Raw genomic sequence first — 20,039 nt, 5'->3', positions numbered from 1 at the left:
CCCACCCTGCCCAAAACCCGTTCCGGGAGCGGGGGTTGAGTGTCGAAGCCGCCGGTCCGCGCAGGTCGGACCAGGTCCGCGGTGGTTCAGCGGCGAGGGCACCTCCAGCCAGACCGACTTGCCCGCTCCCTCGGGCCGCGAGCCCCAGGCGCGGGCGAGCCGGTCCACCACGCGCAGCCCGTGCCCGCCGGGCCGCCCGGGGTCGGCGAACGGGCGCAGCCGCGGCGGCTGCGGGCTGGCGTCGCTGACCTCGACCCGCAGCCTCCGGGTGTCCCAGCTCAGCCGCAGCTCGCGCGGGCCGCCGGGGGCGTGCAGGCAGGCGTTGGTGACGAGTTCGGAGACCATCAGCAGGACGTCCTCGAAGACGGCCACCTGCTCGTCGTCGGGCCAGTGTCCGCCGTCCACGGCCAGCCAGTGCCAGTCCAGCAGCGCCTGGCGGCTGAAGTCGCGCGACCGCTGCACCGCGCCCTGTGCTCCGCTCAGCGCGAGCCGCCGGGTCCGGTCCCGGTCGGGCTCGGGCGCCGGGGCGGCGCCGGGGCCGGCCATCACCGCACCTCAGGCTTCGCCGGTGACGGCCGGGCCCCCGTCCGGCCCCGGCCCGTCCGGTGGCGGCCGGTCCGCCGCCAGGGCGACGGCGACGCTGGGATGGATCCGCAGCACGGTGTCCGCGCCGGTGACGGCGAGCAGGCGCGCGACGGCGGGGCGCGGCCCGGCGACCTCCAGCCGGACGCCGGTCGGCTCGGCCTCCTGCCGGGCCCGCAGCAGGACGTTCAGGCCGGTGGAGTCGCAGAAGCGCAGATCGGCGAGGTCGACCAGGATCCGCGCGAGCCCCTCCTCCCCCGGTCCGGCCAGGGCGGCGCGCAGCCCGTCGGCCGAGTCGTGGTCCAGTTCTCCCCCGACGGCGACGATCCGCACCGGTCCGGCGCGGCGTACCGCGACCCGCAGCTCGCCCGGCCGGTAGGCGTCGGGCGGCTCGTCCTCCCGGCCCGCCGCACCGTCCCCCGCGTCCCCCGTGCCCCCGGCGGAGTGCTGCATGGCTGGCTCCCGGTCCGGTCGGAACGGCCTCGTACCGTCCAGACCATGATGCCGCGCGGCGCCGTGCGTCGCGCGGACGGTGGAGACCGCCTGCGCCGCGACGGGGCACGGCGGTGTCCGGGTCGTCGTCTCGTCCACAGCCCGCGTTTGCCCTGCCCCGGCCCGGCTACACGTACCTGCGGGCCCCGCCGGCGGGACGATCCGGTCCGGGACGGCGGAAAGGGGGCTGCGGACGGGACGGAGGTGGGCCGGATGGCAGCGGGGACGACGGGCCGCGACGACACCTCCCCGGCCCGGAGCGGACGGGACGAGACCCCGGAGGAACGGGCGGACCGCCGCTGGGGCGATCTGCTCCAGGAGGTCCGGGTCGCGCAGACCGGCTCGCAGGTGCTGTTCGGCTTCCTGCTGAGCGTGGTCTTCATGCCGCGCTTCGCCCAGCTGGGCGACTTCGACCGGGGCCTGTACGTCGTCACCGTGGTCCTCGGGGCGCTGGCCACCGGCTCGCTCGCCGCACCGGTCTCCTACCACCGGCTCTTCGCCGGCCGCCGGCTCAAGCCGCAGCTGGTCGTCGCCGCCGGGCGGCTGGTCGCGATCGGGCTGGTGCTGCTGGCGCTCACCATCGGCTCGGCGCTGCTCCTGCTGCTGCGGGTGGCCACCGGCAGCGCGGCGGCCGCCTGGATCGCGGGCGCGGTGATGGCCTGGTACGCCGCGTGCTGGCTGCTGCTTCCGGTGATCCACCTGCACCTGCACCGGCACGACGGCCGGGGCGGGCGCCCGCCGGCCTGCTGAGCGGCGCCGTCGCACCGGGCGACGCATGAAGCGGCCGGTCCGGGGCACACGCGCCACGGGCGGGCACCGGCCCGCCCGTGTCGAACGGAGGCGAACACCATGGCGACCGACGACAAGGTGCGGAACATGGCCGAGAAGGCCCGCGGCAAGGCCAAGGAGGCTGCCGGCCGGGCCACCGGTGACCGGACGATGGAGGCCAAGGGCCGTGGCACCCAGATGAAGAGCGACGTCAAGCAGGCCGCGGAGAAGCTCAAGGACGCGGCCAAGGACTGACGCCGGTCACGGCACCGCGACGACGCAGCGCAGACCGACGGAGGTGGCTGGCCATGACCGACCCGGAGCACCGCACCCGTGAACCCCGGGACCCGCCCGTACGGACCGAGACGCCCGAGTCCCGGATGACCGGCGAGGGCGGTCCGCCGCCGGAGCACGAGGAGCGCAAGGGATCGGCCGACGGTCCGGAGTACGCGCGGACCGAGCCGGCGGAGCAGGAGGAAGGGGAACCCGCCCCCGACCGGCCGCCGGGCGAGGCCGCGCCGCAGGAACCGCCGGACTGATCCGGCACCCCGCCCTTCGCCGCAGGCCGGACGGACGATCACACGATCCCGTCCGCCTGCGGCGAACGGGTGCTTCCGCCCCGGCGATCGCGCGGCGGTACACCTGGGGCCGCACCGCGCCCCGGCCGGGGCGGGGGGGGCCCCCGGCGGCGGGGGGGGGGGGGGCGGCGCCCGGCCCGCCACCGCGGCCCCGGCGGCCCGCCGCCACACCCCCCCCCCCCCGCCCGCGGGCGGGCCGGGGGTGAACCCCCCCGGGCCCGGGGGGGGGGCACCCCGGGGCCCCCCCCCCCCCCGCCGGGGGCGCGGTGCGGCCCCAGGCGATCTGGGGGTGAGCAGCTGCGCACGGCCCGTCATCGAGGCCCGTGACGGCGAACTCACCGTGCACCGCCTCGCCCGCGCCCACGCGACGGGAGGCCCCGCCCCGGCGGCGCTACCCGGCCCGGCCGCCCGCCGGGACGGCGCGGCGCAGCGCGGCGTCGATGCCCCGGATGAACGCTTCGAGGTCGCCCGGGTTGCGGGAGGTGACCAGGGGCCAGCCGCCGCTGTCGTCCTCCACCAGCGGCTCGTCCGTCCAGGCGGCGCCCGCGTTGGTGAGATCGGTGCGCAGCGACGGGTAGGAGGTCAGCCGCTTGCCGTCGGCGACGCCCGCCTCGGCGAGCAGCCAGGTGCCGTGGCAGATGGCGGCGATCGGGCGGCCGGTGCCGCTGAAGGCGCGCACCAGCTCGACGGCCTCGTCCTGGAGCCGGAGGGTGTCGGCGTTGATCGTGCCGCCGGGGATCAGCAGCAGGTCGTAGTCGGCGGCGTCCACCTCGCCGAGGGTGTGGGTGGGGCGGACCGTCTCGCCGGGGTCCTTGTCCCCCACCAGGGTGCGGATGTCGTCCTGTTCGACGGCGGCGATGTCGACCTGGACGCCGTCGTCGCGCAGGTGGCGCAGCGGGACGAGGAGTTCGTCCTGCTCCACGCCGTAGTTGGTGACGATGGCCAGGGCCTTGCTGTCGCGGGTCATGGTCCGTTCTCCTCCTGGTCGGCCGGCTCCCGGTGCGGGAGGCGGTGGGCAGGGCTCGGCGGCCCCCGGCGCGGGCGGGTACCCGGAACGGCGCCCGGTATGCGCGCCGGACGGGCGGATCGCGGCGGGGTGCGGGTGTGGGCGGCCCCGGCGCCGGGTAGCCGCAGGCCACCGGCGGGCACGGCGCCCGGCGCGGACCGAAGGGAGCAGGGGTGAGTGCCAGACGACGCTCGTGGGCCGTCAGCGTGAACCAGGCGGCCGGGCGGCCGGAGGGGGCTCCGGCCCGGGATTCCGGACCACGGCGCGAGGGCGCGGAGCAGGAGCAGCGCCCGACGGTGTCGGACGCCCCGGCGCAGGTCGAGGAGGGGGGCGGCTCCGAGCCGCCCGCCGCCGACCGCGCGGCGCCGTGACGCGGCCCCGGCACCCGGGCACCGGCCGGGCCGGGTCCTGCCCCGCCGTCAGTCGTCCGCGCCGGGGTGGCCGTAGCGGCTGCGCCATTCGCGGGCACGCTCGTTGTGCCAGTCCACCCCGCGCTGCGCCTGGTCCTCGGACAGGCCGCTGAGCGCGGCGACCAGGCTGAGCGGCACCGGCTCGTCGTAGTCGGCGAGCGTGCGGCAGACCTTGGCCGCCCACTGCTCCTCGTCGACGAACGGCCGGTGGCGGTAGACGTCGACCAACGCGGCCAGGTGCTCGGCCGAGCAGGCGGTGACCACCCGCCTGCCGTCGAGGCCGGGGTCGATGGCATGGACGGCGGAGGAGTCCGGGACGAGCGCGCCGAGCAGGTCCTCGCCCGGGACGACCGAGCCGCAGTGGTCGCAGAGGTCGTACTCCCGCGCGTCGTGCGCGCCGGGTCCGCCGTCCGCCGGGGGTTCGTCGTGGTCCACGCCCGGCGCCTACCCGGCGGACGCCCGGGCAAGCGGGCCGGTCCGGGACGGCATCGCCAGGCAGACGCGCGGAGGGGCCGGCGTCGGGCTTCGAGGACCGCGAGGGCACCGCGTCGGACCGCACCGGGTGGCCCGGGCTGGTCCCGGAGGAGGCGGAGGGCGCCACCGGCGAGCAGGACGCCGAGGGCGACGTCCACCGAACCGGCCGAGGCCGCGACGGCCACGCCGGAGGCCCCGGGCCCCCCGTTCGGGGGACCCGGGGCCGCTGCCGTGCGGACCGCGCCCGGGCTCAGCCGGGAGTGATGCGGCCCCGCCAGCCTCCCTCCTCACGCCCCCGCTCCTCGATGAAGTCCTTGAACCTCCGCAGGTCGCCCTTGACCCGCCGGTCGACCATGCCCAGGGCGGAGCCGGCCTTCTCGGCCATGCCCTCGGGCCGGAAGTCGATGGCCAGGTTGACCCGGGTGTGCGCGTCGTCGATGCGCTGGAAGCTGACGACGCCCTTCTGGTCCACCCCGCCGTCGACGGTCCGCCAGGCGATCCGCTCGTCCGGCAGCTGGTCGACGATCTCGGTGTCGAACTCGCGGGTGACCCCGCCGATGCTGGTCTGCCAGTGGTTGTGACGGTCGTCCAGCTGGGTCACGGAGTCGACCCCCTCCATGAACCGGGGGAACTCCTCGAACAGCGTCCACTGGTTGTACGCGGCGTGCAGCGGCACGTCGACGTCGACGGACTGCTTGACCATGCTCATCCGGTGCCTCCCTGCTGGGTGCGGCCGGGCCCTTCCCGGCCTCGACCGCGCGCCTGCCCCGCGCGCGCCGAGGTAACCGCCCCGGTTGCCGCAGAACCGTCCCACTGGGTGCCACCGGTGGCCGACCGGCGCGGCCCGGGATTGCATGGGAAGCCCGATCCCCTGCTCCGGGAGGCAGTCGTGTACGAGATGTGGGCCGAGTCCGATCCGGCGGTGGAACCGTCGGGTCTGGTGTGGCACGTGGTGTCGAAGGACGACGCGTCGACGGCGCTCTGCGGGCAGCTGCTGGAGCTGTCCCGCCGGGTGGTGCCGAACGGCCTGGACGGGCCGGCCGGCGTGCCCGACCGCTACTGCGATCCGTGCCTGGTGACGGTGCGCGAGACCATGGCGGCGGCCGCCCGCTGACACTGCCGGGGGCGTGCGCCGTTCGGTGCACGCCCCCGGCAGGTCGCGGGAGAGCCGTGACTAGGGCAGTGGCACGGCGTCCAGGCAGGGGTGCCGGGAGCTTCCGGCGGGGGCGGTCAGGACGGTGGCGATCCGGCCGGCGATCTCCACCCGGAGGTCGCCGTCGGCGCTGGCCCACACCGGCCTTCCGCCCGGGCCCAGGGCATCCGTGGGGTGGACGACGACCACGGCCGGTGGCGCGTGTCCTCCGGTCGCGATCGGTACGGTCACCGCATAGCGGCGGTACGGGACGGTCATCGCCGCCTCCTAGGGTTCGGCCCCCGCCTGTCGATTGTCCGCACGACGGGCCCGGCCGCACCTCGGGGGGTCGTGTCGTCCCCGCGTGGCCCACTCCGGACGCCTGGCGGCTGCCCCGCAGCGCGACCGGCAAACCGCCGGCGCGGGTCAGTCCGGCTCCGCCACCGTACGGGCGTCCGGCCGCTCGCGCCCGGTCAGCCGGCGGGCCACCGCGGCGAGGTCGGTGTCCAGCCGCTGGGCCACTCCGGCGAGCAGCATGAGCGCGGTGTGCGGGGCCACCCCGTAGCGCTCCATCACCACGCCCATGGCCAGGCCGGTGGTGTGGCGCCGGTCCAGCAGGTCGGCCACCGTGCGGGCCAGCGCGGAGCGGTCCAGGGCGATCGAGGACTGGAGCGCGAGCGCCGAGACCAGCCGCAGGGCCGGGGGCTCGGGCTCCTCCGGGGAGAGCAGGTAGACGCTGAACGCGGTGCACCCGTGCGGGTGGGTCCGCAGGTGCGCCGCGACCACGGTGCGCACGCCGCAGCGGCGGGCGCGGTCGGTGAACCGCCCCGGCCGGCCCGGTTCGATCCGCACCACGACCTGTCCCTCGCCCTGGGCGCGGATCCGCGACAGCGGACCGGCCCCGGCCTCGCCCTGCACCCGTTCGAGTGCCAGGAGCTGCGGCGACCCCGCCGCCAGGGTGTGCACCGAGCCCTCGTCGTGCCAGGTGCTCACCGCCGCCCCGGCGCAGGCGGGCAGCGCCACCCGGGCCAGCTGGAGCACGTCGCCGAGGGTCGAGAACGACCGCGACCGGCCCTGCTCACGGGCGGCCAGCTCGCCGAGTTCCGCCAGCAGGCTCTCCGCCGGCGTCTCGCCCGGAGCCGAGCGCCGGCCCTGCCCGCCGTGCCCGTCATGCCCGCCCTGCCCGTCCGCGCCGGCACGGACTTCCTGGCGGCTGCGGCCGGCGTCGAGCAGTTCCCGGGCCCGGGTCACGGCGCGGGCGGCGTCCGCCTCGCCGGTGTAGACGCCGATCGTGTAGCCGATGTCCCGCAGCCGCTGCCGGGCGTCGGACGACCGGTCCCCGGCCAGGGCGTCGTGCTCGGCGACCAGCCGTCGCAGCTCCGCGACATCCACCATGGACATGGCCACCTCCCGGTCATGTCCGCACAGTATGCCCACGCGACCACGGGGCGTCACGACGGCGCGGCCGAGCGGCCGCCGGACGGGGCGCGGACCCGCAGGGCGCGCGCGCCGCGCCGTCTGCGGACGCCCTCGACGCGGAGACCGGCCGGCCCACGCGCGCGCCGATCAGGGCCTCCACACAGGCGGCGCCGGGCCGTCCCACCCGTGCGGAACGGCCCGGACCGCTGACGGCCCCGGGCGAACGACCGGCCTCCCGGACAGGGGTTTGGCCCTGCGCCGGTCGGCTAGGCGCCGGGTATGGACACTTCCTCCCACGACTTCCCGCAGAGCCGGCCGTGGTCCCGGCGGCTGCGCCGGGCCCTGGACGCGCCGGCTGACTGGCGCTTCCTGGACCGGGCCGCCGCGCCGCTGGCCGACGCGCTGAACGGCCTGCCCCTCGGCCGCTCCCGCGACCTGCTGCACGGCGTGTGGCTCGGCCACCCGCTGCACCCGGCGCTGGTCCAGCTGCCGATCGGCTGCTGGATCTCGGCGGAGATCCTGGACAGCCTGCCCGGCAACCGCCGGGCCGCGGGCGCCCTGGTCGCCGCCGGCCTGGCGACGGCCGGGCCGGCCGCCGCGGCGGGCTGGGCGGACTGGGCCCGGCTGGACCCGCCCCGGCAGCGCACCGGCCTGGTGCACGCCGCCGCCAACACCACCGGCGTCCTGATGTTCGCCTGCTCACTGCTGGCCCGCTGCCGCCACCGGCCGCTGCGGGGCCGGCTGCTCGGCCTGGCCGGGCTGACGGCGGTGTCGGTCGGCGGCGTGCTCGGCGGCCATCTGTCGTACCGGCAGGCCGCGGGCCCCAACCGGGCGGCGGCCGTGCAGCGGCTGGCGCCCCCGGACTGGATCGGGGTCGGGCCGGTCGAGGACTTTCCGCCGGGCGAGCCGGTCCGGCGCACGGTCGACGGGCTGGCGGTGGTCGTGGTGCACGGCGAGGACGACCGGTGGCACGTCCTCGCCGAGCGCTGCGCGCACCTGTCCGGCCCGCTGGCCGAGGGCACCGTGGTGGACGGGTGCCTGCGCTGCCCGTGGCACGGCAGCGAGTTCCGGCTGAGCGACGGCGAGGTCGAGCGGGGGCCGGCCACCGCGCCGCAGCCGGTGCTCCAGGCCCGGGCGCTCTCCGGGCACCTGGAGATCCGCCGTCCCGGAGCGGGCTGAGAAGCGCCGCCGCACGCCCGCGGCCGTGCCCGGTACCCGGCTACTTCGGACTCCCCGTTGCCGTGGCGCCGGCACAGATGGGGCGGGTGCGGGCGGCGTAGGAGCGGGCGGCCACGACGAGGCCGATCCCCAGACCGCCGAAGGCCAGGCCGCCGAACCAGGCGAACCAGGTGATCCCCGAGCTGCTGGTGAACGGCGGGTCCGGCTTGATCCCGGGCAGCACACCGGCCGCCATGAGCGGGGCCATGACGAGGAGGACGACCCCGTACATCGCCAGCGGGACACCGGTCAGCCAGGCTGGAATCAGGGGCAGCAGGCGCGGGACCCGCCGCCCGGACAGGAACAGCGTCCAGCGCGGAAACACCTGCCCCCACACGTACAGCAGCCCCAGCAGCAGGAAGATCCCGACCGTCGCGGCCAGCACGGTGACGTCGATCCCCGCCGACGCGGTTGCCTTCGACGGACCCGACGCGCCGGCGACCGACGCCCTCTGCCAGTCATCACCCGCGACACCGAGCACGTCCCCGCCCAGCGTCCAGATGGTCTTGGTTCCCGCCCACGGCAGGAGTCCGCACATGAGCAGGTACACCGCGGCTCGGGTGCGCCCCGGGGCTCGGGAGGCGGCAGGGTGGGCGAGCGGGCCGTCGGCGGCGCCGGCGTGCGGCCACCCGCATCGCGGACAGGCTCCGCGCAGCCGCCGGCGGTACGACAGACCGACCAGGAGCAGGAGGACGGCGCCCGCCGTGTTCAGCAGCACCTGGGCCAGCCCGGTGGCGCTCTCGATCCCCGAGAGCGTTGCCATCGTCACGACATAGATCGGCAGCCCGTTCGTTCCCACGACGAACACCGCCAGCGCCACGCTCAGCACCGTCGCCACCGCGACCCGGCCGGCCTTGGCGAGCGTTCGGGTGCCGGCCAGGCAGGCACCGGCGGCCAGGAGCGCGAGGGCCGCCAGGAAGAGCTGGACCCCCGGCGCGTACGCGGAGTGTTCCTTCCACTGCACGGTGGTGCCCGTCACCGCCCAGGTGGCCTCGACAGCGGCGTACGACGCGCCCCAGGAGGCGGCTGCCACGGGCGCCCACACGGGCCACCGCCGCCACCACACCACCCGCCCCCGCCTCGCGGTCGGCGGCTCGGAAACGCCACCTGCCTCAGAGTTCGCAGCAACAGCCACCGTGACCCCCGTACCTCCGGATTGCCGACGCTCCAGGATTCCGCGTCACCCGCGCCGGTCACATCCATCCCACGGATCATCCGGCTTCCCCCGCGCGGGGGAAGCCGGATCGTGAGGGTCGGCCCACCGGAGAACCGCGGGTGCGGTGCGCCGACCGCTGTCGTGACGGCAAACCCGACCTCCCGCTCAGGTCGGCTCGACGCTGAGCTGGACGCCGAGTTCGGTGAATCCGAGGCCGGCGGCCACCCTGCGCGATGCCGGGACCCGGGCGCGCCACTGCGGCAGCAGGTCCCGGGCGAGGGCGTGCCGCACCGCCGCGGAGGCGGCCGCCCGGGCGAGGCCCTCGCCCCGCCGGTCGGGCGCGGTCAGCACGGCCAGGTGGGCCGTGTCCGCCGGCCAGCGGCGGTAGCCGGCCGCGGCGACGACCCGGCCGTCCGCCCCACGGACGACGAACGCGGGCGAGGTGATCTCGTCGAGGCCCGCCTCGTCGGCGTCCGCCGTCCCGGCGTCGCGTTCGAGGGCGGCCAGATCCGGGTGCCCGGGCGGGAGTTCCCGCACGTCCGGCCACCCCGCCGGTTCAACCGGGCGGAAGGCGGCCGGCGAGGCGTAGGCGAGCGCCGCCGGCCCGAGGACCCGGCCCGCCGGGAACAGGTCCGTGATCGCCGCGGGCCCGGCCGGCTCGTCGGCGCGCCTGCCGGCCACGGCCGTTCGGATCAGGGCCGCGGCCTCCTCGGTCGGCGCCGTCACCAGGGCGGCCCCGCCCAGGACCACGATGCCCACCCATCCGGGCGGGCCGATCCGCGACCCGGGAGAGACCACCACGCCGATGTCGCCCCGCGTACCGAACGCGACCGGCCGCGCCGCGAGTTCCTGCCACAGGGCCCGTGCCCTGGTCACCGGAGAATCGTCCGCCATGGCCCGATCCTGCCAGGGGCGGCGGTCCGTCCGGCAGGGTCCGTCCGGCAGGAGTCCGTGCGGCCGGGGGTGTGGAGCGGGCCTGGCGGGGCAGCCGCTCGGCATGCTGCTGATCAGACCGCCCGGGGTCTACCCGCCCCAGGGCGACACCGATCTCCTGGTCTCCTGTCTGCGCCGCGAGCCGCTCGGCGCGGCCAGCCGGGTGCTGGACCTCGGGACCGGGACGGGCGTGGTGGCGCTGGCCGCCGCGCGGACGGGTGCCCGGGTGACCGCGGTGGACCTCTCGACGCGCGCCCTGCTCGCGGCCTGGCTCAACACCCGGCTGCACCACCGGCGCGTCGAGCTGCGCCGAGGTGACCTCACCGGCCCCGTCGGCGGGCGGCACTTCGACCTGGTGACCGCCAATCCGCCGTACGTGCCCACCGAGGCGCCCGGCCGCCCGGTGGGTGCGGCGCTCGCCTGGGACGCCGGACCGGACGGGCGGCTCGTGCTGGACCGGATCTGCCGGGACGCACCGCGGCTGCTGGCCGCACGCGGGGTCCTGCTGCTGGTGCAGTCCTCCCTCGCGGGAGTGCCGAAGACGCTCGCCGCGCTGCGCGGCGCGGGGCTGGCGGCGGCCGTGGTGGCCCGCCGGCGGCAGGCCTTCGGGCCGGTGATGACGGAGCGGGCCGGGCTGTTCGAACGGCTGGGGCTGATCGGGGCGGGTGTCCGCGAGGAGGAGCTGGTGGTGGTGCGCGGTGTCCGGAAGCACTGAACCAGGACCGAGGAGCGCCGAACCGGGGAGCACCGGGCGTTCACCGGTGCGGGTGACGGTCCTGGCGGAGGGCCCGATCCTGGTGGAGGGCCCGGTCGAGGTGACCGGCCCCGACGGCGTGGTGCGGCTGTGCGAGCGGCCCGTGGTGGCGCTCTGCGCGTGCCGGCGCAGCCGGCACCGCCCGTTCTGCGACACCAGCCACCGCCGGCACGCCCGCCCCGCCGGGAACCGCTCAGCCGGAACCGGTGGGAGCGTCGGGCAGGGGTGAGCGCAGCGAGCTGCGCCCGGCCCGCCAGTGGCCCAGCAGGTGGGCGGCGAACCGGTCGTCCACCGCCCCGGTGGCCGCCAGGCCGAAGGCGATGTCCCAGGCCAGCTCGGGTTCGGCGGCCGTCAGCTCGTCGATCACCCCGTGCCGGACCAGCTGCTCGTGCACCGCGTCCGCCTCGACGTGCTCGCGGTAGAACAGGGTGCCGTCCTCCCCCGCCCCCAGGCGCTTCAGGGCGGCGGCCAGCCGGGCGGCGCCCGGCGAGGAGGTGATCTCGATGGTGGCGAACTGGCCGACGGCCGCGCCGCGCAGCGCCCGGTGCAGGCCGAACAGCATCATCAGGTTGACCACCGCCAGCGTCGGCGCGGGCACCGCGTCGAGGTAGTGGCCGTAGGCCGTCTCCAGGCCGAGATCGGCCATCATCCGGGCGAACAGCAGCGCGTGGGCGTTCTCGGGCCGTCCGGCGCCGTACTCGTCGAAGAGGACGGTCGTCAGCGCCGCCTGGGCCGGCCCGTGGATCCGGGGCAGCAGCCACAGCTGCGGGTCGGCCTCCTTGAGGTGGTAGACGGAGCGGTGCACCACGTACTCCCGGGCCTGCCAGCGCTCGCCCTCCGCCTCCAGGTAGGCGGCCGGGCCGCCGTCACCGGCGGCGGTCAGCAGGCGCTCCACGGCCGCGGCGAGCGGCGGCACGGGCCCGGCCTCGTCCCGGACGGCGGCGAGGAACGGACGTTCCAGGGAGCGCCGCAGGGTGAGCAGCCCTGGGTCCCACTCCCAGCCGGGGTGGACGCCGGGCAGGCCCCGGTCGTGCAGTTCGTAGCAGAGGTGGAGCGCGAGCTGGTGGTCCTCGCCCCAGGGGTCGTCGCCGCGGGCCGCGTCCGCCCACGGCCTGCTGTCCGGGGCGAGCAGACGGCCGGCGCCGGGCGGGCCGGCGGTGACCAGGGCGAGGACGGCTTCGGAGAGCGGCCCGCGCGGGGCCGGTGCCCGCCTCATCGCCCGCTCCCGGTGCCGGCCGGGCGCCGCGGCGGTACGGCGGCGCACCCGGGATGCGGCAGCCGTCCGCCGACGGGGCGAGCGTTCCGTGTCCGCGGGTCCATGCTCTCCGCCTCCTCCGCGTCGATTCTCCGGGTCCGGCCGGGCGGCTTCCCCGGATCCGCCCGATCGAACCTGCGCCGCCCGACCGGGCGATCCGGGCCGCGCACGGAGACCGACCTGACCGTGCCGTCCGGCGTGTCCACGGGTTCTCGGGCCGGCCCGCCGCCACGTTCCGGGCCAAGCGCTCACGAACCACCCCGCCGGCCGCCGCCCCGGGCGGGGGCGCCCGCGCCGCGTTCCTCCTCACCAGCACCGAACAGCGGGAGCTCCGCACCCTCGACCTCACCGACACCGGCCCCGACACCTCCACCGACCGCCGGGCGGGCCTCTGCGTCGAGCCCACCTCGTCGTCGAGGACATCGACGCCCACGGCGTCAACGGGGCCGACGTCGAGGATCCGGACCCGAACGGCGGAATCCTCTTCACGGCCGGCTCACCCGCGCGCGCGGCCGGCTCCGTGAAGGCCGGCGTGGACGGGAGCACCGACGACCACTTCGGGAGTCCGTTTCCGAACCCGCCCGGCATCGGTGCTGATCAGTCGAGTCGAGCTGAGGCCCGACCGGCGTCCGGGGCTCCCGGAGCCCACCAGCCCGGCGGCAGCGGACTGGTCGCACGGCCGGCCCCGGCCGAGGGTCCCCCGCACCCCTCGGCCGCACCCCGCGACGGACGGTGCGCCGGGCACGGTCGCTCACTCCTGCCAGCGCAGCACGGCCCCGAGGCCGCCGGCCGGGCCGGGGACGTCCGCGGGGACGGCCAGCGCGTCGGCCCCGGCGGCGACGGCGCAGCGCAGCAGGGCGTCGGCGGCCGGGGCCCGGTCCGGGCCGGCGACGCCCATGCTGCGGACGTCGTTGCGCTGGACGCCGACCTGTTCGGGCGCGGGGCCGACCCACACCTGGCGGTCCTGGTCGTGGCCGCCCTCCTGGACGAGCAGGGTGGCGAGCCGGTGCTGCCGGGCGGCGTCGACCACGGCCGGCACGCCCTGGGCGGCGGCGCCGGGGGCGGTCTGGACGCCTTCGGCGGTCTCGCCGTGCTCGCCGGGCCGGCCGACGCCGGTGCGGAAGGCGTCCAGCGCGCTGTCCAGGCGGCGGCCGCGGTGGGCGCTCCAGGCTTCGGCCAGCCGGCGGTCGAAGGCCTCGCGGGAGGTGCCGGCCGCCCGGCCTCCGCCGTCGATCCCGACGGTGTCGGAGCGCAGCTGCTGCGGCAGCCGCTGGTGGACGGCCCGGCGTTCGCGGGGGTCGCCGGTGAGGACGAGCAGTTGGGCGCCGCTGTCCGGCCAGATCCGGGCGAGGTGGTCGGCGATGATGCCGGCGGTGCGCTCCCAGGCGTCCTCGCGGCGGTGCCGGTAGTGCCACTCGTAGCGGTCGGCGGGCGGGGCGCGGTGGCCGCGGCCCTGCCACTGGGGCGCGTCGACGGTACCGGCGGGCGCGGTGCGGCCGAGGTCGCGCAGTTCGAGGTCGGCCCCGGTCCGGTCGACGGTGGCGATCAGGCAGGCGGCGGCGGTGTCGCCGAGCAGCCCGAGCAGGGGCGCGGTGTGCGGCAGGGGCGCCCAGGTGGCGTCGACGTCGGGCGGTGAGGCGGCGAGCGGGACGTCCAGCGCGACCTCGCCGCCGGCGGCGAAGACGGCACGGCCCTGGGGCGAGCCGGAGACCGCCTGCGCCGCCAGGTGCTCGCGGACGGCGGTGCGGGTGGCCTCGTCGGCGCCGAGGCCGGCCAGCCGGCGGACGGCGGCGCGGTCGATGAGCGCGCGGCGCTGGGCGGCGTCCTCGGTGGCGCGGGAGGTGTCGAGGTAGACGGAGGCCCAGGGGCCGGGTCGTTCGAGGAGCGGGGCGAGGAAGGCGAGCTGCATGACGGTCTCCCCGGTTCGGGTGGGTTCCGCCGCGCGCCTGCCCCCGTGCCGTCGGCGGGTCACCCCGGCACCGCGCGGGCCCCCGGACGGGCGGACCCGTCCGGATCTCCAGTATCGCGGGCCGCGGCCCGACGGGGCGACCGCCGGGCCCGGGCCCCACGAGGTGACGCGTGATAGTCATGGGGACGTCAATCGCCACCGGCCCGCGCGGAGGACCACGCCATGACCGAGCATTCGACCGGCACCGACTGGCACGTCGATCACCGCTGCACCGACTGCGACGTCGCCCGGCAGCTCGCGCCGGGGCTGATCGCCCGGGTCGACGGACGCTCGGCGGTCGTCCGCCAGCCCCGTACCGAGGCGGAGGAGAGGGCGCTGCACGCCGCGGCGTTCGCCTGCCCCTCCCGGTCGGTCCGGCACGGCGCACGCGCGCCGCAGCCGGACCTCGACCCCTTCCCGCTGCGCCTCGCCGAGCACGTGTACCTGTGCGGGCACAACTCGCCGCACACCGCCGGAGCGAATTCCTATCTGCTGCGCCGGCCGGCCGGAAATCTGATGATGATCGACACTCCCCGCTGGAGTTCCGCGCTGGCCACGAGATACGCCGCCATCGGCCCGGTCACCGACGTACTGCTCACCCATCGCGACCACGCCGCGCACGGCCGCGCGTACGCCGACCGGTTCGGCGCCCGGCTGTGGATCCACGCGTCGGACCTGGCCGCCGCGCCCGACGCCGACCGGGTCCTGCGGGGCACCGAGCCGGTGGGGATCGCCGACGGCGTGACGGCGCACCCGCTGCCCGGGCACACCGAGGGCAGCGTGCTGTACCTCGCCGACGGGACGTACTGCTTCAGCGGCGACAGCTTCTACTGGTCCCGCACCGACGGCGACGTCGCCGTCGCCGAGTCGGTCACCTGGTACTCCATCACCGAACTGGCCGCGTCGCTGGCCCGTACGGCACCACGGATCCGCTTCGCTTGGCTGCTGCCCGGCCACGGCGACCGCAAGCGGCTGCCGGCCGACGAGTTCGGCCGCCGGATGCGCGACCTGGCCGCCCGCACCGCGAAGCTCCCGCCGCGGCCGATCGACTTCACCGCACTGCGCTGGTGACCCGCCGGCCGAGCGGCCTGTCCTCGGCGAGGACCAGCGGCTGCGGGCAGGGGTGTTCACGCCGGGTGGCCGACGGACCGGGACGAGCGGGGTGGCGCGGGCGGTGTCAGTCCGGCAGTGGCGGGCGGCCGAGCAGGCTGGCGTCCAGCGCGGCCAGCAGCTCCCCGGTGTCGGCGTGGACCTCGGCGGCCCCGGCGCCGAGGAGGTCCTGGGCGGAGTGACCGCCGCTCTCGACGGCCACGCACGGCATGCCGGCGCGGGCCGCCGCGGTGACGTCCCAGAGCGTGTCGCCGACGAACAGCGCCTGCCCGGGGGTGCTGTCGGCCCGGTCGAGGGCGGCCCGGACGAGGTCGGGCTCGGGTTTGGTGGCGGCGACGTCGTCGGCGGTGGTGACGGCGGCGATCACCTCGTCGGCGTCCAGCACGGCGCGCAGCGCGGTCAGTTCGCGTTCGGAGGCGGAACTGGCCAGCACCACCCGCCAGCCCCGGCGGGCACAGGAGCGCAGCAGCTCGGCAGCCTCGGGCAACGGCCGCACCACGGGCCAGTACCGGGCGTAGAGGGCGTCGTGGGCGGCCGTGACGGCCTCGTCCTCGTCCCGGTCGCGGTCCTCGCCGAGCAGGTGATCGAGCAGCCGGTCGGCGCCCATGCCGATGGCGCGGTGCACCCGGGCGGCGGGGACGGTGTGGTCGTACTGGCGCAACGCCTCCCACCAGGCGAGGATGTGCAGGTAGGTGGTGTCGAGCAGCGTTCCGTCGACGTCGAAGAGCGCAGCCGGGCTGGTGGTCATGAGGTCCTCCTGGGGAGCGGGCAAGGGACGGCTCGGCCGGGTCACGGCGGCACGGTGTCGTGGACGGCGAACGCGTCGATGACGCCGGTGAGTTCGAGCACCCGCCGGACCAGCGGCCGGGGGCGGGCGAGCTCGATCCGGCTGCCGGAGCCGGCGGCGCGGCCGGCGCCCTCCAGCAGGGCGCTCACGCCGGTGGAGTCGCAGAACGCCAGCTCGCCGCAGTCGATCACGACGACCGTTCCGGGAACGGCGAGCGCGCCGTCGAGGGCCCGGCGCAGGACGGCGACGGAGTCCAGGTCGAGTTCGCCGTTCAGGACCAGGACGGTCCCGCGGGCCCACGGCCGGGCGCGGGCGGTGAGTCCGGCGGGCCGGTCCGGGGCGGAAGGCGAGTCCTCGGGAGGTCGGGACGGGCTGCGGGTCATGGCGGATGCTCCTCCTGGGTGCGCGCTGCCGGACCGGCGTGGGTGCGGGACCGGCGCGGTGCCGGGCCGGCGGCACCGGGCTCGCGTGCCGACGGCCCCCCGCAGGCGGCTAACCGCTGCGGAGGGCCGGAAACACCCGGAGGGGCGCGGGTTGCGGGACAGGGCCTCGGGCCCGGGGCCTCAGCCCGGCCCGGGCGGAGCGGGCGGGCCGCCGTCCGCCGCGCGGTCCTCCAGCTCCTCGCGCAGGTGCGCGAGGGTGGCGGACAGCAGGCGCGAGACGTGCATCTGCGAGACGCCGATCCGCTCGGCGATCTCGGACTGCGTCCGGTCCTCCCAGAAGCGCAGCTTGAGCACGAGCTGCTCGCGGCGCGGCAGCTTCCCCAGCAGGGGCCGCACGGCGATGCGGAACTCGGCCAGCTCGATGCCCGGGTCGCAGGAGCCGAGCCGGTCCAGCAGCGCGCTGCCGGACTCGTCGGTGTCCTGCTCGCGCAGCGCGTCCAGCGAGTTGGGCCGGTAGACCCGGCTGGCCACCAGCCCCTCGACGACCTCGTCGACGGTGAGGTGGAGCTCCTCGGCGATCTCCTCGGGGTGCGGCAGGCGGCCGAGCCGCTGTTCCAGCCGGTCGGAGCCGCGGGCGACGGTCAGGTAGAACTCCTGCATCCGGCGCGGGACGCGCACCGGCCAGGAGGTGTCCCGGAAGAACCGCTTGATCTCGCCGGCGATGGTGGGGATGGCGTAGGTCAGGAACTCGACGCCGCGCCCCGGGTCGTAGCCGTCGACCGCCTTGATGAGTCCGACGGTGCCGACCTGGAGGATGTCGTCCATGTCCTCCGGGCGGTGGCGGAAGCGGCCGGCGATGAAGCGCACCAGCGGCATGTTGAGTTCGATGACGGTCCCGCGGACGTAGCTGTAGGCGTGGGACTCACGGGCCAGCCCGGCGAGCCGCTCGAAGAGCGCGTCGCTGAGCTCACGGGCCTCGGTCTTGCCCATGACCCGCAGCTGCGCCTCGGTCGGGCGCGGCGGCAGATCGGGCGGCAAGCCGTCCGCCGGTACGGACGGCTCGGCCGAGGTGGCGTGCGGACGGGATCCGGTTCTGAGTGCAGGTATGGACACGGCTGTTCTCCAGGGCAAGGAGGAACGCCTCGGGCCGCGGGGTCGTCCGGGCGGGATCGCCCACGACACCGCGGCACCACTTCCCGAAGACCTCTGCCCGGCTTCTTCAAGCGACGGTCCAGGTGGCGCCCGGCGGGCGCGGAAACGGCCTGCGGTGCGCGATGACCGTTCCAGTGGTGCTGGTACCCACCATGCCCCGGTTGATGCATGTCTGTCCCGTATTGCCGTGCCCGTTTCACGGCATCACCACCGGTCACCGGCCGTCACCTGTGGTAGCGGGCCGGCCCCGGCAGGACGACGCGCGGCGTCCGCAGCCGCCGCCCCGGCCGGCGGGCCGCTAGCCGGCGGCCGGATCGAGCAGCAGGCGGGCGGCCAGCTCGGCGCCGTCGGTGCGGATGCCGGTGGCCACGGCCGCCGCCCGGGCGCGGGCCGCCGGGTCCAGGACGGTGCGCAGCGCGGCGGACACGGTCGCGGCGCTCGGCGCCGCCGTGTCGTGCACCGCGCCGATGCCGAGCTCGGCCACCCGCGCGGCCCAGTAGGGCTGGTCGACGATCTGGGGCACCACCAGCTGCGGCGTCCCGGCCCGGGCCGCCGCCGTCGTGGTGCCCGCGCCGCCGTGGTGCACCACGGCGGCCACCCGGGGGAACAGCGCCTGGTGGTTCACCTCGCCGGCCGCGTAGCACTCGCCGCCGTCACCCGCCGGGCCCAGCCCCGCCCAGCCTCGGCCCACCACGACCCGCCGGCCCAGTGCCAGCGCCTGTTCGACGGCCAGCCGGGCGACGTCCGCCGAGCCGCGCATCGGCATGCTGCCGAACCCCACGTACACCGGGGGCGCGCCCGCGGCCAGGAACTCCTCCAGCCCGGTGGGGAGCGGGCGCCGGTCGTCCGCGAGCCAGGCACCGGTCTGCACGACGTCCAGGGCGGCCGGCCGCCGCCACGGACCGAGGACGGCGTCCGTGGCCAGCCACGGCCGCGCGGTGAGCACGTGGTCGCGCACGTTGGCCACCGGCGGCAGGCCGACGGATGCGCGGTGGGCGTTCACCACTGCGCCGAACAGCGCGTTCATGGACTCGACGTCCCGCTCCCACAGCTCCTCGTTGCCGGTCCCCTCCGGCGCCTGCGGCCGGCCCGGGTACTGGAACGGCGGGTGGTGCGGTGAGGGCAGCATGGTCGGCTGGAGGCTGACGTGGACGAAGCGCGCGCCCACCGTCTCGGCCGCCGACCGGGCACCGGCCGCGCTGGGGAACAGGCCGGTGGCCACCACCACCCCGCCCGGCTCCGCCTCGGCGAGCACCGCCTCGTAGAACCCGGCCACCAGCGCCGCCGCCCGCTTCGGGAAGTCCTCCGGCTTCGGCGGCGGCCCGCTCACCAGCGCCCGCACCGACTCCCCCACCGCCACCATCGGCACCCCGGCGTCCGCCAGCCGCGCCGCGAACTCCTCCTCCGGAGGCGCGCACACCCGCACCTCGGCTCCCGCCTCCCGCAGCCGCTCGGCGAGCGCCAGCAGCGGCTCGACGTCCCCCCGCGACCCGTACGTCGACAGCACCACACGCATCCCGCACCACTCCTGTCCCCGTGATTCCGGCTTCGGCCGAGGATTCTCCGGCCCCACCACCCCCTTGCGGCAAGCCCCCCGCTGCGCTATAGCTTGGAAGCGGCGGGGAACATGATCGACTGTCGGCCGCCGCTCCCCGGCCGTGTCACGGGGAGAAGCCCATGCGCACCACCGGGTCCTGCTGCTGGACGCGGCGCCCGGGGAGCTGCTGGACCGCGAACTGGCGCGCCTGCTCGGCCACGGACTGGCCGTCACCCTCAACCTGCGGCGGGTGGCCGACCACCGCGCGGTGCGCTCCGGCTGGGCCGGGCGCGTGGAGTTCACCGACATCGACCCCTTCCACGAGGCGGCCCTGATCGCCGCCGCCGTGGCGGGCGGCACCGGCTTCCACGCCGTCAAGTCCCGGGCCGGGGTGCCGCTGCGCGCCGCGTTCCTCGCCGCCGCGACCGGCGACGGGCTCGTCCACCGGCTCCGGGTGGTGGGCCGGGCGGGCGCCGGAACCGATCACGTGGACCTGGCGGCCGCCGCCCGCCACGGGGTCGCGGTCACCCACACGCCCGGGTCCAACGCGGACGCGGTCGCCGAGTTCGCCCTGGCCCAGCTGCTCGCCCTGACCCGCGATCTCACCGCGTACAACGAGGCTTCGCACGAGGGGCGTTGGCGTACCCCGCCGGCTCCGGCCCGGGCGCTGCCGGCGCTGACGCTCGGCGTGGTCGGCCTGGGCCGGACCGGACTGGCGCCGGCGGCGAGGGCCCGCGCCCTGGGGATGGACGTGCAGGGCCTCGCCCGCCGCCCGGCCGAGGCCGCGGTGCGCTGCGCGGACCACCTCGCCGCCCTGCTCGACGGCCGTCCCGGCGGTGTGCCGGTGGTGACGGCCCGACGGTCCCGATGATCTGACGGTACGGCGAAGGCCCGCCCGGCCGCTGCGGGGTTGCAGCGGCCGGGCGGGCGACCGAGGGGCGGACG

The 20,039-nt window shown here is 77.0% G+C and carries 25 protein-coding genes; 10 read left to right on the top strand and 15 right to left on the bottom strand.

Annotated features, from left to right (window positions below; translation table 11 throughout):
* Both ABT093_RS19075 and ABT093_RS19070 read right to left on the bottom strand, forming a co-directional pair.
* The coding region (locus ABT093_RS19075) for an ATP-binding protein (RefSeq protein WP_350565669.1) at window positions 1–546 on the bottom strand (546 nt) is incomplete at its 3' end.
* Window positions 547–555: 9 nt separating this feature from the next.
* A complete protein-coding gene (locus ABT093_RS19070; protein WP_350565668.1) occupies window positions 556–1,035 on the bottom strand; it encodes an STAS domain-containing protein in 480 nt (159 codons plus the stop codon).
* 252 nt (window positions 1,036–1,287) lie between these two features.
* Between ABT093_RS19070 and ABT093_RS19065 the strand changes: the two genes are divergently transcribed.
* From ABT093_RS19065 to ABT093_RS19055, 3 genes are all read left to right on the top strand, one after another.
* A complete protein-coding gene (locus tag ABT093_RS19065) occupies window positions 1,288–1,824 on the top strand; it encodes a DUF6328 family protein (protein WP_350565666.1) in 537 nt (178 codons plus the stop codon).
* 99 nt (window positions 1,825–1,923) lie between these two features.
* Window positions 1,924–2,097: a CsbD family protein gene (locus ABT093_RS19060; RefSeq protein WP_350565664.1), complete on the top strand. Its 174-nt coding sequence runs from the start codon at window positions 1,924–1,926 to the stop codon at window positions 2,095–2,097.
* A gap of 53 nt (window positions 2,098–2,150) precedes the next feature.
* A complete protein-coding gene (locus ABT093_RS19055) occupies window positions 2,151–2,381 on the top strand; it encodes a hypothetical protein (protein ID WP_350565663.1) in 231 nt (76 codons plus the stop codon).
* Between the two features lie 430 nt (window positions 2,382–2,811).
* Here the strand turns inward: ABT093_RS19055 and ABT093_RS19050 are convergent, their stop codons facing one another.
* The gene (locus ABT093_RS19050) at window positions 2,812–3,387 is read right to left on the bottom strand and encodes a type 1 glutamine amidotransferase domain-containing protein (protein ID WP_350565661.1); all 576 of its coding nucleotides are present in this window, start codon (window positions 3,385–3,387) and stop codon (window positions 2,812–2,814) included.
* 212 nt (window positions 3,388–3,599) lie between these two features.
* On the opposite strand from ABT093_RS19050, the gene ABT093_RS19045 reads away from it, so the two are divergent.
* On the top strand, window positions 3,600–3,797 hold the full coding sequence (locus tag ABT093_RS19045) for a hypothetical protein (RefSeq protein ID WP_350565659.1): 198 nt from the start codon (window positions 3,600–3,602) through the stop codon (window positions 3,795–3,797).
* Between the two features lie 48 nt (window positions 3,798–3,845).
* On the opposite strand, the gene ABT093_RS19040 is transcribed toward ABT093_RS19045, so the two are convergent.
* A complete protein-coding gene (locus ABT093_RS19040; protein WP_350565658.1) occupies window positions 3,846–4,271 on the bottom strand; it encodes a hypothetical protein in 426 nt (141 codons plus the stop codon).
* A gap of 289 nt (window positions 4,272–4,560) precedes the next feature.
* Window positions 4,561–5,019: an SRPBCC family protein gene (locus ABT093_RS19035; RefSeq protein ID WP_350565656.1), complete on the bottom strand. Its 459-nt coding sequence runs from the start codon at window positions 5,017–5,019 to the stop codon at window positions 4,561–4,563.
* Between the two features lie 180 nt (window positions 5,020–5,199).
* On the opposite strand from ABT093_RS19035, the gene ABT093_RS19030 reads away from it, so the two are divergent.
* A complete protein-coding gene (locus ABT093_RS19030) occupies window positions 5,200–5,424 on the top strand; it encodes a hypothetical protein (protein WP_350565655.1) in 225 nt (74 codons plus the stop codon).
* A gap of 60 nt (window positions 5,425–5,484) precedes the next feature.
* Here the strand turns inward: ABT093_RS19030 and ABT093_RS19025 are convergent, their stop codons facing one another.
* Both ABT093_RS19025 and ABT093_RS19020 read right to left on the bottom strand, forming a co-directional pair.
* Complete coding sequence (locus ABT093_RS19025; protein ID WP_350565653.1) at window positions 5,485–5,721, bottom strand: DUF6296 family protein; 237 nt, start codon at window positions 5,719–5,721, stop codon at window positions 5,485–5,487.
* Window positions 5,722–5,868: 147 nt separating this feature from the next.
* Complete coding sequence (locus ABT093_RS19020) at window positions 5,869–6,843, bottom strand: DUF5133 domain-containing protein (protein WP_350565651.1); 975 nt, start codon at window positions 6,841–6,843, stop codon at window positions 5,869–5,871.
* Window positions 6,844–7,140: 297 nt separating this feature from the next.
* On the opposite strand from ABT093_RS19020, the gene ABT093_RS19015 reads away from it, so the two are divergent.
* A complete protein-coding gene (locus tag ABT093_RS19015) occupies window positions 7,141–8,040 on the top strand; it encodes a Rieske (2Fe-2S) protein (RefSeq protein WP_350565650.1) in 900 nt (299 codons plus the stop codon).
* A 40-nt stretch (window positions 8,041–8,080) separates the two neighbouring features.
* On the opposite strand, the gene ABT093_RS19010 is transcribed toward ABT093_RS19015, so the two are convergent.
* A complete protein-coding gene (locus tag ABT093_RS19010) occupies window positions 8,081–9,112 on the bottom strand; it encodes a hypothetical protein (RefSeq protein ID WP_350565648.1) in 1,032 nt (343 codons plus the stop codon).
* 288 nt (window positions 9,113–9,400) lie between these two features.
* Window positions 9,401–10,129, bottom strand: coding sequence for a GNAT family N-acetyltransferase (locus tag ABT093_RS19005; RefSeq protein WP_350565646.1), 729 nt, complete (start codon window positions 10,127–10,129; stop codon window positions 9,401–9,403).
* A 103-nt stretch (window positions 10,130–10,232) separates the two neighbouring features.
* Between ABT093_RS19005 and ABT093_RS19000 the strand changes: the two genes are divergently transcribed.
* Window positions 10,233–10,883 (top strand): HemK2/MTQ2 family protein methyltransferase, encoded by a 651-nt coding sequence (locus ABT093_RS19000; protein WP_350565644.1) that lies wholly within the window; start codon window positions 10,233–10,235, stop codon window positions 10,881–10,883.
* Between the two features lie 52 nt (window positions 10,884–10,935).
* On the top strand, window positions 10,936–11,151 hold the full coding sequence (locus tag ABT093_RS18995; protein WP_350565642.1) for a CDGSH iron-sulfur domain-containing protein: 216 nt from the start codon (window positions 10,936–10,938) through the stop codon (window positions 11,149–11,151).
* Here the strand turns inward: ABT093_RS18995 and ABT093_RS18990 are convergent.
* Entirely contained in the window at window positions 11,116–12,138 is a 1,023-nt protein-coding gene (locus ABT093_RS18990; protein ID WP_350565640.1) for an iron-containing redox enzyme family protein, read from the bottom strand. The two genes, ABT093_RS18995 and ABT093_RS18990, sit on opposite strands and share 36 nt — an antisense overlap.
* Window positions 12,139–12,928: 790 nt before the next feature.
* Window positions 12,929–14,086 carry a baeRF2 domain-containing protein gene (locus tag ABT093_RS18985; RefSeq protein ID WP_350565639.1) on the bottom strand — a complete coding sequence of 386 codons (1,158 nt, stop codon included), beginning with the start codon at window positions 14,084–14,086 and terminating at the stop codon, window positions 12,929–12,931.
* 222 nt (window positions 14,087–14,308) lie between these two features.
* On the opposite strand from ABT093_RS18985, the gene ABT093_RS18980 reads away from it, so the two are divergent.
* Window positions 14,309–15,196: a 4Fe-4S domain-containing protein gene (locus ABT093_RS18980; protein ID WP_350565637.1), complete on the top strand. Its 888-nt coding sequence runs from the start codon at window positions 14,309–14,311 to the stop codon at window positions 15,194–15,196.
* A 106-nt stretch (window positions 15,197–15,302) separates the two neighbouring features.
* On the opposite strand, the gene ABT093_RS18975 is transcribed toward ABT093_RS18980, so the two are convergent.
* From ABT093_RS18975 to ABT093_RS18960, 4 genes are all read right to left on the bottom strand, one after another.
* Window positions 15,303–15,983, bottom strand: a complete 681-nt coding sequence (locus ABT093_RS18975) for an HAD family hydrolase (RefSeq protein WP_350565635.1) — start codon at window positions 15,981–15,983, stop codon at window positions 15,303–15,305.
* 41 nt (window positions 15,984–16,024) lie between these two features.
* Window positions 16,025–16,405, bottom strand: a complete 381-nt coding sequence (locus tag ABT093_RS18970; RefSeq protein WP_350565633.1) for an STAS domain-containing protein — start codon at window positions 16,403–16,405, stop codon at window positions 16,025–16,027.
* Between the two features lie 180 nt (window positions 16,406–16,585).
* Complete coding sequence (locus tag ABT093_RS18965) at window positions 16,586–17,518, bottom strand: SigB/SigF/SigG family RNA polymerase sigma factor (RefSeq protein ID WP_350565631.1); 933 nt, start codon at window positions 17,516–17,518, stop codon at window positions 16,586–16,588.
* Window positions 17,519–17,855: 337 nt separating this feature from the next.
* The gene (locus tag ABT093_RS18960) at window positions 17,856–19,073 is read right to left on the bottom strand and encodes a glycosyltransferase (protein ID WP_350565629.1); all 1,218 of its coding nucleotides are present in this window, start codon (window positions 19,071–19,073) and stop codon (window positions 17,856–17,858) included.
* A 142-nt stretch (window positions 19,074–19,215) separates the two neighbouring features.
* Between ABT093_RS18960 and ABT093_RS18955 the strand changes: the two genes are divergently transcribed.
* Window positions 19,216–19,965: an NAD(P)-dependent oxidoreductase gene (locus ABT093_RS18955; RefSeq protein ID WP_350565627.1), complete on the top strand. Its 750-nt coding sequence runs from the start codon at window positions 19,216–19,218 to the stop codon at window positions 19,963–19,965.
* Window positions 19,966–20,039: the final 74 nt, after the last annotated feature.

It is taken from the genome of Kitasatospora sp. NPDC002551, from assembly GCF_040296005.1.
Lineage (GTDB): Bacteria > Actinomycetota > Actinomycetes > Streptomycetales > Streptomycetaceae > Kitasatospora.
This window is presented reverse-complemented; position numbering and strand designations above follow the sequence as displayed.